Annotated in this window: 10 protein-coding genes; 7 read left to right on the top strand and 3 right to left on the bottom strand. The window is 73.1% G+C overall.

Annotated elements, in window-relative coordinates:
* The first annotated feature begins 16 nt into the window (after window positions 1–16).
* Both pepE and ligD read left to right on the top strand, forming a co-directional pair.
* Window positions 17–757: a dipeptidase PepE gene (gene pepE / locus CLV63_RS00340; protein WP_106580802.1), complete on the top strand. Its 741-nt coding sequence runs from the start codon at window positions 17–19 to the stop codon at window positions 755–757.
* A gap of 182 nt (window positions 758–939) precedes the next feature.
* Window positions 940–1,968: a non-homologous end-joining DNA ligase gene (ligD, locus tag CLV63_RS00335; RefSeq protein WP_106581223.1), complete on the top strand. Its 1,029-nt coding sequence runs from the start codon at window positions 940–942 to the stop codon at window positions 1,966–1,968.
* A gap of 217 nt (window positions 1,969–2,185) precedes the next feature.
* On the opposite strand, the gene CLV63_RS00330 is transcribed toward ligD, so the two are convergent.
* Together CLV63_RS00330 and CLV63_RS00325 are read right to left on the bottom strand one after the other, a co-directional pair.
* The gene (locus tag CLV63_RS00330) at window positions 2,186–3,121 is read right to left on the bottom strand and encodes an NAD(P)-dependent oxidoreductase (protein ID WP_106580801.1); all 936 of its coding nucleotides are present in this window, start codon (window positions 3,119–3,121) and stop codon (window positions 2,186–2,188) included.
* Between the two features lie 16 nt (window positions 3,122–3,137).
* Window positions 3,138–4,613, bottom strand: a complete 1,476-nt coding sequence (locus tag CLV63_RS00325) for an aldehyde dehydrogenase (protein ID WP_106580800.1) — start codon at window positions 4,611–4,613, stop codon at window positions 3,138–3,140.
* Window positions 4,614–4,996: 383 nt separating this feature from the next.
* On the opposite strand from CLV63_RS00325, the gene CLV63_RS00320 reads away from it, so the two are divergent.
* Window positions 4,997–6,280: an SLC13 family permease gene (locus CLV63_RS00320; protein WP_106580799.1), complete on the top strand. Its 1,284-nt coding sequence runs from the start codon at window positions 4,997–4,999 to the stop codon at window positions 6,278–6,280.
* 161 nt (window positions 6,281–6,441) lie between these two features.
* The gene (locus CLV63_RS00315) at window positions 6,442–8,427 is read left to right on the top strand and encodes an APC family permease (RefSeq protein ID WP_106580798.1); all 1,986 of its coding nucleotides are present in this window, start codon (window positions 6,442–6,444) and stop codon (window positions 8,425–8,427) included.
* A gap of 26 nt (window positions 8,428–8,453) precedes the next feature.
* On the opposite strand, the gene CLV63_RS00310 is transcribed toward CLV63_RS00315, so the two are convergent.
* Entirely contained in the window at window positions 8,454–10,343 is a 1,890-nt protein-coding gene (locus tag CLV63_RS00310) for a CASTOR/POLLUX-related putative ion channel (protein WP_106580797.1), read from the bottom strand.
* 276 nt (window positions 10,344–10,619) lie between these two features.
* On the opposite strand from CLV63_RS00310, the gene CLV63_RS00305 reads away from it, so the two are divergent.
* From CLV63_RS00305 to CLV63_RS00295, 3 genes are read left to right on the top strand one after another with little or no spacing between them, the layout of a single operon-like run.
* Window positions 10,620–11,345: a DsbA family protein gene (locus tag CLV63_RS00305; protein ID WP_106580796.1), complete on the top strand. Its 726-nt coding sequence runs from the start codon at window positions 10,620–10,622 to the stop codon at window positions 11,343–11,345.
* A 3-nt stretch (window positions 11,346–11,348) separates the two neighbouring features.
* Window positions 11,349–12,218 (top strand): cytochrome c biogenesis CcdA family protein, encoded by an 870-nt coding sequence (locus CLV63_RS00300; protein ID WP_106580795.1) that lies wholly within the window; start codon window positions 11,349–11,351, stop codon window positions 12,216–12,218.
* The gene (locus CLV63_RS00295) at window positions 12,211–13,461 is read left to right on the top strand and encodes an outer membrane protein assembly factor BamB family protein (protein WP_106580794.1); all 1,251 of its coding nucleotides are present in this window, start codon (window positions 12,211–12,213) and stop codon (window positions 13,459–13,461) included. The genes CLV63_RS00300 and CLV63_RS00295 overlap by 8 nt, the downstream gene beginning before the upstream one ends.
* The last annotated feature ends 45 nt before the right edge of the window (window positions 13,462–13,506 follow it).

Genomic DNA, 13,506 nt, shown 5'->3' with positions numbered 1-13,506 from the left:
GACGGAAGGGATCCCCGTGGAACTGCTCCTGCTGTCGAACTCCACCGCCCCGGGGCGGGCCTTCCTCGACCATGCCCGCGAGCCGCTCTCGGCCCTGTTCGCCGACCGCCCCGACGTCCTGTTCGTCCCGTATGCCAACGCCGACCACGACGGCTACACCGCGACCGTGCGGGCCGCACTGGAGCCGATGGGGGCCGCGGTGCGCGGCGTCCACCGCGCGGAGTCGCCCGCCGAGGCCGTGCGCGGCGCCGCCGCGGTGTTCGTCGGCGGCGGCAACACGTTCCGGCTGCTGGACGCGCTGTGGACGTTCGGCCTCGTCGAGCCGCTGCGCGCGGCGGTGGCGGCCGGTACGGCCTACATCGGGTCCAGTGCGGGCACCAACATGGCGGGGCCCTCGCTGCGCACCACCAACGACATGCCCATCGCGCAGCCGCCGACGTTCGAGGCGCTGGGCCTGGTGCCGTTCCAGCTCAATCCGCATTACCTCGACCCCGACCCCGGCAGCACCCACATGGGCGAGACCAGGGAGCAGCGGATCACCGAGTTCCTGGAGCGCAACGACGTCCCCGTCCTCGGGTTGCGCGAGGGCGGCTGGCTCCGCGTCTCGGGGACTCCGGGGGAGGGGCGCCGTGCGCTGCTCGCCGGGGACCACCCGGCGCGGCTGTTCACCCGCGCTTCGGCGCCACGGGAGTACCCGTCGGGCGCCGACCTGTCGTTCCTGCTGGACACGGTGCCGCGGTTCGACGTCGGGTCCTGAACCGCCCGCCGCCGCGCCCGCGCCCGTGCCCGTGCCGCCTGCCGCCGCACCCGCGCCGCGCGCAGGTGTGCCGCCGGGCGGTCGGGGTAGCTCTCCGCACAGCCCCGCGTAAGCCGGGGACCTGCTGAAACGGTGCCTGCTGGAACGGGGGCGGTGTGCGGTGCGCGTGCGCGGGGGTTGTGATGGGTGACCCCCTGGCCCTGGTCCCCGAGCGGCAGCGCGGCCTGCTGCGCCCGGCGGCGGTGCCGGACCGCCCGCAGGCCATGACGGCGACCCTGACCACGTCCTACTTCTCGGACCCCCGCTGGCTGTACGAGCGCAAGCTCGACGGGCAGCGCGTGCTGGCCGTGCGGGCGGGCGGCGCCGCGCGCCTGGTCTCGCGCACCGGCAGGGACCTCACCGCGACCTACCCGGAGCTCGCCGAGGCGGTGGCGGCCCGGGGTGCGGCGGACCTGGCGGCCGACGGCGAGGTGGTCGCGTTCGAGGGGGGCCGCACCAGCTTCGCGCGGTTGCAGCAGCGCATCGGGCTGACGTCGGCACGCCGGGCGCGCGCCAGCGGGGTCGCGGTGTACTACTACCTGTTCGACCTGACCTACCTCGACGGCTACGACCTCACCCGGCTTCCGCTGCGCACCCGCAAGTCACTGCTGCGCGTCGCACTGGACTGGGGCACACCGCTGCGCTACACCCAGCACCGCAACGCCGACGGCGAGGCGTACTTCGCGACGGCGTGCGAGCGTGGTTGGGAGGGGGTGATCGCCAAGCGCGGCGACTCGGGCTACCGCGCCAAGCGCAGTCACGACTGGCTGAAGTTCAAGTGCGTCACAGGGCAGGAGCTGGTCATCGGCGGGTTCACGCCGCCGCGCGGCGCGCGCACCGGGTTCGGCGCGCTGCTCGTGGGCTACTACGACGCCGGGCGGCTGCGCTACGCGGGCAAGGTCGGCACGGGGTTCGACGACCGGACGCTGCGCCGGCTCCGGGCCGGGCTCGACGCGATCGCGCGCGCCACCTCCCCGTTCGACACCGAGGTGGGGGAGCGCGAAGCGCACTGGGTGCGGCCGGAGCTGGTCGCCGAGGTCGGGTTCACCGAGTGGACGGTCGACGGCAAGCTGAGGCACCCCCGTTTCCAGGGACTGCGCGACGACAAGGCGGCGCACGACGTAGTGCGAGAGGACCCCCGCCCGGGGACGGATTCGAGCGGGGGCCGATAAAGGGCCGGCGAGGGCCCGCACGCCCCCAACTCCGTTGATCCAGTGGGAAAGGAGTGCGGAGCATCCAGTGGACAGAGGGTTAGTTGCCGTCGCGAGTGCGAAGCATCCGCGACGGTAGCCCACCCCCTTCTCCCGGGGGACACCAGGGTCGCGCCGCACACCCCCTTCGCCCGGGGGTGGCGGGGACGTTGGGCGCCGGGGCTCGGGTCGCCGCCGGTTACGCCGGGTTTCCGTCGGCGGGGTCGGCCGGGGTGCCGTTCATGGGGCGGCCGGTCCACTGCTCCCACAGGGTGGCGATCGACGCGTAGTCGGAGCGGCCCAGCCCGTTGGCCATCCCCAGTTCGTAGACGGTGTGCGTGCTCTGGAGGGCGAACAGGGGCACCGCCGTCTCCTGCGCGAGGGCGAGGGCCAGGGTGGAGTCCTTGCGGGCCGCCTCGGTGGGCATGCCGCCGTCGTAGTCGCCGCGCATGACCCGCTCCACGAACCGGTGGGTGAGCGGCCGGGTCAGCCCGGCCTCCGGCCCGCCGAGGAGGTCGGCGAGCTCACCGGCCGACACCCCGGTCGCCGCAGCGAGCGCCCCCGCCTCGGAGAGGACGACCATCACGGCGTGCGCGACCGCGTTGTTGATCACCTTGGCGGCCATTCCGCTGCCGAGCCGGCCGAACCGGGTGGTCGACGCGCTGATGGCGTCGAGTACCGGGCGCACGCGCCGCACGTCCGCCTCCTCGCCGCCGACGAGCAGTGTGGCGGTGCCGGCCGCCATCTGGGCGACCCCGGAGAGGATCGCGGCGTCGATCGCGCCGACCCCACTGTCGGCGCACACCCGGCCGACGGCCTCCATATCGGGCGGGTTCACCGTGGACGTCTCGACGATCACCGCGCCGGCCCGCATCAGGGGCGCGAGCCGGGCGGCCACCTCCAGTGACGCGCGCGGGGAGGGCAGGGACAGGACGACGACGTCGGCCTCCGCGAGCTCCTCGACCCCGTCCGCCGCCGTCGCGCCGTGGGCGGCGGCCGCCGCCCGGGTGCGGTCGCCGTCCAGGTCGAACGCGCGGACCGACCAGGGGCCCGCCGTGAGGCGGGGCAGGATCGCGCCGCCCATGTTGCCGAGTCCGCATAGTGCCACCGACACCGGTTCGGGGGTCTCGCTCATTTCGTCACTCCTGTGCTCAGGTGCGGATCGAGAACGGGTCGGAGGTCTCTCCGGACAGGTCGATCATCACGTTCTTGGTCGTCAGGTATTCGTGGAGTGCTTCGAGGCCGCGCTCGCGGCCGTAACCGGAGCCGCGGGTCCCGCCGAAGGGCGCCTGCGCCGCGCTGGCGCGGTAGGTGTTCACCCATACCGTCCCGGCGACCAGCCGCTGGGCGACCCAGTGCGCGCGGGTGAGGTCGTTGGTCCACACGCCGGAGGCCAGCCCGAACTCGCTGTCGTTGGCGATGCGCACCGCGTCCTCGGCGTCCCCGAACGGGATCACGCTGAGGACCGGCCCGAAGACCTCCTCGCGCGCCAGCGGGGACGCGTTGTCCACGTCGGCGAAGACGGTCGGCCGCACGAAGTAGCCGTCGGTGTCGCTCTCCAGCGGGTCGAGCCCCGTGACCGCGCGGGCGCCGGAGGCGGCCCCGGCGTCGACGGCGGCGCGGATCCGCTCGTAGTGCGGCCGGTTGGCGACCGGACCCATCTGGGTGTCGGATGCCAGGGGGTCGCCCAGCCGGATGGCGCGCGCCCGCTCCGCGACCGCGTCGACGACCTGCTCGTACACCGTGTCCTGTACGAGCAGTCGGCTGCCGGCGATGCAGGTCTGCCCGCCGGCGGCGAAGATCCCCGCGACGGCCCCGGTGACGGCGCGGTCCTGGTCGGCGTCTGCGAACACGATGTTGGGGGACTTGCCGCCGAGTTCGAGGGTGGCGGGGATCAGGTTCTGTGCCGCCGCGGCGGCGATCGCGCGGCCGGTGGGCACGCTGCCGGTGAAGCTGATCCGGTCGAGGCCCGGGTGCGCGGACAGCGCGCCGCCCGTCTGCGGCCCGCCGGTGACGATGTTGACGACACCGGGCGGGAACCCCGCCTCCTCGATGAGGTCGGCGAGTTCGAGGGTGGTGATCGAGGCGTGCTCGGACGGTTTCACCACGACGCAGTTGCCCGCTGCGAGCGCCGGGGCGAGCTTGTTGGCGAGGAGCTGCATGGGCGAGTTCCACGCGGTGATCAGCGCCGCGACGCCCGCGGGTTCGGCGAGCGTGTAGTCGAGCATGTCCGGCGAGTCGAGCGGGATGGTGCGGCCGCCCAGCTTGTCGGCGTAGCCGGCGAAGAACCGGTAGTTGCGGGCGGCGAACCGGACCTGCCCGGTCGTCTCGCGCACCAGCTTGCCGTTGTCGGTGGACTCCAGGACGCCGAGGCGTTCGGCGTCGCGGTCGAGCAGGTCGGCGAGCCGGTGCAGCAGCTCCGCGCGCCGCACACCGGGGACCCTGCGCCAGCCCTCCTCGAACGCTGTGCGCGCGGCGGCGACCGCGGCGTCGACGTCGGCGGGTGTGGCGTCGGGGATGGCCGCGAACGCGCGGGCGTCATAGGGGTTGACCGCCGGCAGCTCCCTGCCGTTCGCCGCGGCGGTCCGGACTCCGCCGATCAGCATCCGGTGGCTCGGGGTGGTCATCGCTGGGGCTCCGTCGGGGTGTCGGCAGTGGGTGTCTCGGCGGTCGGGCCCCGCGGTGCGGGCGGCGGACGGCGGCGGGTGCGCCGCGCGTCCGTGCCGCCGGGAACGCGGACCGAAAACCGTGTACATAATTGCATACAGCAGAATACGGTACCGGCGGGAAGCCGTGTCAATAGCCGGGCGGGCGTGCCACGCCGCCTGAATCCGCCGGTCGGGCCGTGTCCCAGGGGATCCGCAGGGGATGCAGGGGTCCTGCCGGCGCCGCCCGCGGCTCGGCGGCGCCCCTGGTCTTGACGGCACCGCAAAGTTGCGTACGCTCTCGTATGCAGTAGATCACTTATGCATACATAGGTGTACGTCCGGTTCGGGATGAGGCGCAGAGGATGACCCCAGCGATCGCCGCCAGTGTGGGCTGCCTGGTGCTGATGTTCGGCCTCGCGATAGCGTTCAACGTCAACATCGGTGTACTCGGCTTCGTCTTCGCCCTGGTGGTCGCCACGATCGGCGGGCTGACCGTCGATGAGATGCTCGGCTCGTTCCCCGCGGACATCTTCGTCCTGATCGCCGGGGTGACCTACCTGTTCGCGATCGCGCGGGCGAACGGCACCGTCGAGCTCATCGTCACCACCGGCGTCCGCATGGTGGCCGGCCGGGTCGCGCTCATCCCCGTCATCTTCGGGCTCATCGCGGCGCTCCTGGTCGCGTTCGGCGTCTTCCCGTCGGCCGCCCTGGCGCTCCTGGCACCCCTGGCGATGTCGTTCGCCGCGAAGTACCGGGTCAGTCCGCTGCTGATGGGCCTGATCATCCTGCACGGCGTCAACGCCACCGCGATGTCGCCGCTGAACTCCTACGGCGCGGTCACGCGGAGCGTCCTGGAGAAGTCCGGGCTCACCGACGTCTCCATCTGGGACGTGTTCGTCCCGTACCTGCTCATCTACGTCCTGCTCATGACCGTCGTGTACTTCGCCTTCGGCGGGCTCCACCTGATCCGGCACGGCCACGGCAAGGAGCCCGAGGTCGCCGACGCCGCGGCGGACCCCGAAGCCGCCGGCACCGACGGCGGGCGCGTCACCGTCGAGCAGATCGCGACACTGGTCGCCATCGCCGCGCTCGGCGTCCTCGCACTCGGCTTCGACCTGGACGTCGGGATCACCGCCTTCGCGCTCGGCGCCGTGCTCACCCTCTGCTACCCGGCGCGGGGCGAGACCGCCGTCAAGGGCATCGCGTGGAGCGTCATCCTGCTGACCTCGGGGCTGTTCGTGTTCGTCGGCGTCGCCGAGCAGGTCGGCGCCATCGACCTCGCGTCCGACGCCATCGGCGGACTCGGCGGCCCGGTGGTGACCGCGCTGCTCGCCAGCGCGATCGGCGCGGTCGTGTCGGCCTTCGCCTCGACGACGGCGACTCTGGGCGCCACCTTCCCGATCCTCATCCCGCCGTTGCAGGCGGCGGAGTTCGCGCACATCCCCGGAGCGGTCGCGGGCTTCGGCGTCGCGGCGAGCGTCGTGGACGTCTCCCCGACCTCGCCGAGCGGGGCGCTGCTGATGGCCAACGTCCGCAACCGCGACCGGAGCGTGTACTTCCGGCAGCTGCTGTACTGGGCCGGCGCCATGCTGGTGTGCGGGTCGATCGTGCCCTGGCTGCTGCTCGTCGTGCTCGGCCTGGGCTGACCCCGGGCGCAACCCATACGGTTCCTTAACGCCCGATTCCATTGATACGGGGAAGTTCTCTTCCTAGCGTGATCTCGCCATGCCCACGGCAACGGTGCCGGTTGGTGCCTCTCTGACCAGGGCAATGGGCCTGCGGGACGTCAATGGAAGCGAAGGGGCCCATGAAGGCCGAGCACGAGTTCGCGGTACCGGCGCGCATGGCCAGCCCTGCGCGCCGGAAGGCGGCCCCGCGCGGCGTTTCGCGGTGGCTGCTGAAGGACCAGGTCTCACCGGTGGGGCCGGTCGCACCGCACGCCCACGTCGAGCAGCAGGCGTGGTGGAAGGTCATGTGCCTGACCGGGGTCGACTACTTCTCCACCCTGTCCTACCTGCCGGGCATCGCCGCACTCGCCGCCGGGGCGCTGTCGCCGCTGGCGACGCTGTTCATCGTGGCGCTCACCCTGTTCGGGATGCTGCCCATGTACCGCAGGGTCGCACGGGCGAGCCCGAACGGGCTGGGCTCGGTGGCGATGCTCGAACGCCTGCTGCCCTTCTGGAAGGGCAAGCTGTTCGTCCTCGTCCTGCTGGGGTTCGTCGCCACCTCGTGGATCATCACCATCACGCTGTCGTCGGCCGACGCGACCGTCCACCTGCTGGAGAACCCCTACCTGCCGGCCTTCCTGCACGGCGGGGCCGTCCCCATCACCGTGGTGCTGCTGCTCGTCCTCGGCGGCGTGTTCCTCCTCGGCTTCCGCGAGGCCGTCGCCGTCGCGATCCCCGTCGTCGCGGTGTTCCTGCTCCTCAACGCGGTGGTGGTCGTCATCGGGCTGGCCGAAGTGGTCGCCGACCCCGCCGCGCTCGGCGACTGGACGGCGGCGCTCACCGCCACCGGCGGCGGCTTCGGCGGGATCCTGCTGCCGGCGCTCGCGGCGTTCCCCCTCCTGGTGCTCGGCCTGTCCGGGTTCGAGACGGGGGTCAGCATGATGCCGTTGGTCGCCGCCGACGGGAAGACCGCGGAGGAGCGGCTCGAAGCGCGGATCCGCAACACCCGCAAGCTCCTCACGGGCGCCAGCCTCATCATGAGCGTCTACCTGATCACGACGAGCTTCGTCACAACGGTCCTGATCCCCGCCGAGGAGTTCGAGCGGGGCGGCGCCGCCAACGGCCGCGCGCTCGCCTACCTGGCGCACACCCGGCTCGGCGACGGGTTCGGCACGCTCTACGACGTCAGCTGCGTCGTGATCCTCTGGTTCGCCGGCGCCTCGGCGATGGCGGGCCTGATCAACATCGTCCCGCGCTACCTGCCGTCCTACGGGATGGCGCCGGAGTGGGGCCGGGCCGTGCGCCCGGTGGTGCTGGTCTACACCGCGGTGTGCGTCGTGATCACGATCGCCTTCGGCGCGGACGTCGACGCGCAGTCCGGTGCCTACGCGACCGGCATCCTGGCGATGATGGTCTCCGGCGCCGTGGCGGTGACGATCTCCTCCGCGCGCAAGGGCCGGCGCGCCGCGACGGCCGCGTTCGCCGTCCTGACCCTCGTGCTGCTCTACGCGCTGGGCGAGAACGTCATCGCCAAGCCGGACGGGTTGGCGATCTCGGTGGTGTTCATCGCGGGGATCATCGTGATCTCGCTGGTGTCGCGGGTGTCCCGCACAACGGAGCTGCGGGTGGACCGCATCGAGTTCGACGAGTCGGCGCGCCGGTTCGTGACCGAGACCCTCGCCGTGGACGGCCAGCTGCACCTGGTCGCGAACCGGCGCGACAGCGGCGACCGGGCCGAGTACGCGGAGAAGGAGGCGTCGCAGCGCGCGAAGAGCCCCGTGCCCGGCGCGGCCGAGGTGCTGTTCCTGGAGGTCGACGTCATCGACCCCTCGGAGTTCAGCGACGTGCTGTACGTCCGAGGGGTCGACGTGGCCGGGTACCACGTGCTGCGCGCCGAGAGCCCGGTGGCGCCCAACGCCATCGCCGCGATCCTGCTCGCGCTGCGCGACGCCACGGGGGTGCGCCCGCACTGCCATTTCGAGTGGTCGGAGGGCAACCCGCTCGGGCACCTGCTGCGCTACCTGCTGCTGGGCCGGGGGGACACCGCGCCGGTGGTCCGGGAGATCCTGCGCCAGTACGAGAAGAAGGACCCCTCGTGCCGCCCGGGCATCCACGTGGGCGGCTGAGCGGGCCCGGCCCGGCGGCGGCCCCCTCAGTCCTCGGCGAGGACGATCACCTTGTCGCCGGGGGCGAACCTGATGCGCTCGCGCTTGTCGGGGTTGAGGACGATGCCGTGGTCGGGGCCTGAGGCGCGGGCCTGGATCCGGTAGCCCATGGCGACCTGCCCGCGCCGGCGGGCCGCTTCGAGCACGGTGTAGAAGTCGATCCGCACCGCGGGCCGGACGTACTCCTCGACCGGCTTCAGGTAGATCTCGGAGCCCTCGGGGTCGAGGAGGGTGGCGAACACGGTGTTGAGGTGCCGGTTCTCCGAGATCTGCGTCATCAGCAGGCTGATGAGCTTGCCGCTGACGATGAAGTCGTCGGTCTGGGTGATCTGGGCGAGCTGCCGGTTGTGGTCGTCGCGCATCTCGGTGACGATCGAGTACTTCTCGTTCCTGCGCTCGGCCATGTCGCGCAGGTGCAGCAGGGTCACCAGGGTCAGGGAGTCGGCGGCCTGGAGTTCGAGGTGGTCGTAGGTCAGCACGATGACGTGCTGGTACATGGAGAAGTCGACCCGTTCGAGGAAACTGCGGTCGGTGGTCTCGGCCTCGGCGAACACGACGGCGGTGTTCTTGAGCAGCGGCCGCAGCTCGTCGATCTCGTCGCGGGCGCCCGGGCGCCGCGCGGCGACGTGCACGCCGGACTCGGGGGCGAGGTAGCTGTCGAGCTGCTCGATGATCCGGCGGGCCCGCTCGTTCCAGCCGATCATCAGGACCATCCGGGGCGTCGGGCGCTGGGCGCGGGGCCGGACGATCACCTCCTCGTGGACGCCGGGCGGGCGCCCGCCCAGGCGGATGGCGCTGTCGTCCTCGGCGATGACGATGAGTTCGTCGCCGCGCGTGATCACGGTGTCCATGGGCGGGTTGATCAGGATCCGCTCGCCGCGCTTGAGCCCGAGGACGCTGGAGGTCTCGTAGGCGAACAGCGCGTGGCCGAACTGCTGGCCGACGAGGCGGGGCTCCTCGGTCATGTACATCTCGTCGCCGCCGAAGTCGAACAGGTCGGTGTAGACCGCGGACAGGCCGGATTGCAGGGCGGTCTGCACGACCAGGCGGGAGGCGACGTCGTCGGCGTCGACGATGTAGGCCTCGTCGCCGCCCGCGAGCTGCGCGGCGCGCAGGCTCAGGGAGTCGTGGACGGCGGCGACGACGTTGTACGGCTCGTCGCGGCGGCCGGGCCGGTTGGCGATGGCGAGCAGGGTCTTGATGACCTGGTTGTCGGACTCCTCCCCGCTCGCGGGGACGACGATGATCGACCGCGACCGGTCGGGGTTGGCGATGTCGAGATCGTGCGGGTTGAGCAGGTTCCCGGTCCGGCAGATGACCCGGGTGGTCTTGGTGTCGGAGATCCGCTCCCTGATCTCGTCCTCCATCTCGACCTTGTCGCGGTCGGCGAGGACGGCGACCACCGCGCGCTTCTCGCTGGCGTTCGCCTCGATGAGCTCGTTGAGCATGATGAAGACCTGCTCCGACCAGCCGAGCAGGATGGTGTGCCCGCTCTCCAGGACCCGCGAACGCCCCTTGCGCAGTTCGTGGATCTTGTTGTCGAGGCCGGTGGCGATCACGCCGACCAGTGCGCTGAACACGAGGATGCCGCCCACGGTGGCGCCCAGCATCACCGCGACGAACAGCACGTTGGAGGTGTCGTCGCCGCCGAGCGCGCCGGGGTCCATGATCCGCATGAAGGTGACCCACAGGGTCTCGAAGAACCCCTTGTCCGCGAGGTCGCCGGTGTGCGGGGCGAGGAGGTACGCCACGACGCCGAAGAACAGGATCATCGAGATCAGGGCGACCCCGAGCCAGCCGATCAGCGCCGGCGTGCCTTTGGCCATGGTGCCGTCGAACCAGTAACGGAACCGCTCTCGGCCCGTGACTCTTGGCATGCGGGTACCCCTATGACGGTGACGCGGAGTTGGTGGCCGGAGTGGCGTCGCCGAGAGTCAAGGGCGCGACTGTCCAATGGATCACGTGGAATCCCCGGAGGCCGGATTTTAGCGTGGCTTGCCGACAACGTCCGAATTGTGCGGTTGGCGGGATCGGCGGCGCGCCGCTCCGGGTGTGGCCCGCTGCGGTGCGACGCAGTCTTCTATGTCGCTTAGAATCGCTTCTATGTTGCATAGAATCGCGCAGCGGGCCGCGCGCCGCCGGACGGCCGCCCGATGAGCCCCCGCCCGAAGCAGTCCGGTGTGCTGCCGCTCGCGCTGGGCGGCGTGCTGCTCCTGATCCTCGTCGCCGCGCTGTACGGCGCGACGCGCGACACGGGCGCGGCCGACGGCACCGACCCTGTACCCCAGTCGGCCGGGGTCGGCGCCGAGACGCGCGAACTGGGGGAGTCGCTGGCGCGCCGCACCCCCGGAGACCCCATGGCGCTGGGCGACCCCGGCGCGCCGGTGGTGCTCATCGCCTACTCGGACTACCGCTGCCCGTTCTGCGCGACATGGGTGCGCGACACGCAGCCGGAACTGGTCGAGGACTACGTCGAGAACGGCGAGCTGCGGATCGAGTGGCGCGAGTTCCCCTACCTCGGCGCGGAGTCCCGCACACTGGCGATCGGCGCACGGGCCGCGGCCGAGCAGGACGGGTTCTGGGACTTCCACGCCGCCGTGTACGCGGCGCAGCGCGACGTCAAGGACGCGGGCCCGGACCTGCCGGAGCGGATGGCGCGCATCGCCGACAAGGCCGGGCTCGACGCCGACCGGTTCACCGAGGACCTCGCCGACGAGGAGCTCGCGGCGGACGTCGACGCCGACTTCGCCGAAGGGCAGCGGATCGGGGTGAGCGGGACCCCCGCCTTCCTCGTCAACGGCGACCCGGTCATGGGCGCGCAACCCCTCGGCGAGTTCACCGCGGCGATCGACCGGGCGCTCGCCGCGGCGGAGGGCTGAGGCGTGGACATCGGCTACGTCGCCGCGCTCGCCGGCGGGCTGCTCGCCCTGCTGAGCCCGTGCAGCGCGCTCCTGCTGCCGTCCTTCTTCGCCTACGCCTTCCGCGACCCCGCCCGGCTCGTGCTGCGCACCGCGGTGTTCTACGCGGGGCTGTGCGTCACGCTCGTCCCCCTCGGAGCGGGCTCCGCGCTGGTGAGCACCCTCTTCTACGGCCAGCGGGAACTGCTGGTCGCCGTCGCGGGCTGGCTCATCATCGCGCTGGGCGCGGCGCAGATCCTCGGCCTGGGGTTCTCACTGGGACCCGCCGGGCGCCTGCACGACCGCTTCGCCGGGCGCACCGGGGCACTGCCCGTCTTCGGCCTCGGCGCGGTCTACGGCCTGGCGGGATTCTGCTCCGGCCCCATCCTCGGCGCCGTCCTCACCGTCGCCGCCACGGGGACGCCGCTGCGCGGGGTGCTGCTGCTCGCCTGCTACGCGCTGGGCATGGCGCTGCCGCTCTTCGCCCTCGCGCTGCTGTGGGACCGGTTCGACCTCGGCCGCCGGAGGTGGCTGCGCGGCCGCTCCGTCCAGGTGGGCCGGGTGCGCCTGCACACGGCCGGCCTGGTCTCGGGGCTGCTGTTCATCGGTATCGGCGTGCTCTTCCTCGTCTTCGACGGCACGGCGTCCCTGACCGGGCTGCCCGGGATGGCGTGGGCGGAGGAGGCCGGCTACCGCCTCCAGGCGCCGCTGTCCCGGCTCGGCCTCGGCGCCGACCTCGCGTTCCTCGCCGCCGCGGCGGCGGTGCTGCTGGGCGCCGGGTTCCTCGGCGTCCGCCGCGCCAGGGCGGAACGCCGCCGGGACGCCGCCGAGCCCCCCGCGGGCGGCGATGGCTGAGCCGCGCCCGCGGGGACTCCGGCGGCGCACCGCCACCGCGGCGGCGGCCGTCCTGCTGCTGGCGGCGGCGTGCGGCGGCACCGGGGGAGACGACGGCGGCGCCGTCCCGCGCGACGACCCGGCCGCCGCGCCGCCCGACCTGCCCGCCGCGGCGATCCCGCCGCACCTGCCCTCCCGAGCCGTGTGGACGGCGCCCTTCTCCTCGGCGCCCAAGGCGGTCGGGGACGCCTTCGTCGGGCCGGTGGCCTCGGACGGCGGGCTCCGGTTCGCCGGGGTCGGCGCCGACGGGCGGACGCGCTGGTCGGCCGCTCGCAATCCCAGTTGCACGGCGTTCGCCGCGACCCGCGGCACGGACGGCCGCGCTCTGGTGGTGCTGCTCGACAGCGACGCCGACACCGCGCGCGGGCCGCTCGCCGTGCGGACCACGGCGGCCGCCCTCGACCCCGCCGACGGGAGCACGGAGTGGGGTCCGGTGCCGGTCCCCGGGACCCTGGTCGGGCCCGGCCTGGTGTTCGCGGCGCAGTCGGGCTCCGTGCTGAGCGCCGACAGCGGCCCCAAGACCGCCCTCGACCCAGCCACCGGGGCGGTCGTCGCCGACGAGGCGGCGGGCGACGAGATCCTGCACGAACACGAGGGCGCGCTGCTGGTGCACCGCGGCGGCGAACTGCGCGGTGTCGACACCGCGACAGGGGAGGAGCTGTGGCGCAGCAGCGGGCTGGCCGTCCCCGAGCGCTTCGCGGCGGCGGAACGGGGCCCGGTGGTCGGCTACGGCCCCCGGCCGGTCGGCGACTCCAGCGCCGTCGTCGTGCTGGAGTGGCGGGCCGCCACCGGCGGCGGGCACGGGTACACGGTCAACGACCTGCGCACGGGGCGGCTCCTGGCGGAGTTCGCGGGCGACAGGGAGCCGCGCCTGGTCGGCGGCCCCGGTCCGGCCGCGGTCGTCGAGGCCGCCCCTGCCGACGGCAGCGGCGGGGGCGTGCTGGTGGGCCTCTCCGCCGACAGCTCCCGGCCGCTGTGGACCCGGCCCGCCGGATCCCCCCGGGCGCGTCCCGAGTCCCTCGCCGACGGTGTGCTCTACGCCGCGTCCGGCGACGCCGCCCGCGCCTACGACGCGCGTTCCGGCGAACCACTGGGCACGGGGTCCTGGCGGCCGCCGGCGGCGGCGATCACCGGCGGGCCCGCGCTGCTGACGGTGCCCGGCTCGGGCGGCGAGTCCTTCGCCGCGGTCGCCGCGGACGGCTGACCCGCACCGGGCCGGGACCGGGCCGGACGGTGCCGGGCCGGACCA

Source organism: Murinocardiopsis flavida, from assembly GCF_003014485.1.
In the GTDB taxonomy this organism is placed as follows: domain Bacteria; phylum Actinomycetota; class Actinomycetes; order Streptosporangiales; family Streptosporangiaceae; genus Murinocardiopsis; species Murinocardiopsis flavida.
The sequence above is the reverse complement of the archived record's forward strand: the minus strand, read 5'-3'. Positions and strand labels throughout refer to the sequence as shown.

What these genes read in the sequence shown, in the direction of transcription:
- CLV63_RS00320 (WP_106580799.1), top strand. Translation starts at nt 4,997, where the DNA reads ATGACCCCAGCGATCGCCGCCAGTGTGGGCTGCCTGGTGCTGATGTTC.
- CLV63_RS00295 (WP_106580794.1), top strand. Translation starts at nt 12,211, where the DNA reads ATGGCTGAGCCGCGCCCGCGGGGACTCCGGCGGCGCACCGCCACCGCG.
- CLV63_RS00315 (WP_106580798.1), top strand. Translation starts at nt 6,442, where the DNA reads ATGAAGGCCGAGCACGAGTTCGCGGTACCGGCGCGCATGGCCAGCCCT.
- CLV63_RS00305 (WP_106580796.1), top strand. Translation starts at nt 10,620, where the DNA reads ATGAGCCCCCGCCCGAAGCAGTCCGGTGTGCTGCCGCTCGCGCTGGGC.
- ligD (WP_106581223.1), top strand. Translation starts at nt 940, where the DNA reads ATGGGTGACCCCCTGGCCCTGGTCCCCGAGCGGCAGCGCGGCCTGCTG.
- CLV63_RS00325 (WP_106580800.1), bottom strand. Translation starts at nt 4,613, where the DNA reads ATGACCACCCCGAGCCACCGGATGCTGATCGGCGGAGTCCGGACCGCC.
- CLV63_RS00310 (WP_106580797.1), bottom strand. Translation starts at nt 10,343, where the DNA reads ATGCCAAGAGTCACGGGCCGAGAGCGGTTCCGTTACTGGTTCGACGGC.
- CLV63_RS00330 (WP_106580801.1), bottom strand. Translation starts at nt 3,121, where the DNA reads ATGAGCGAGACCCCCGAACCGGTGTCGGTGGCACTATGCGGACTCGGC.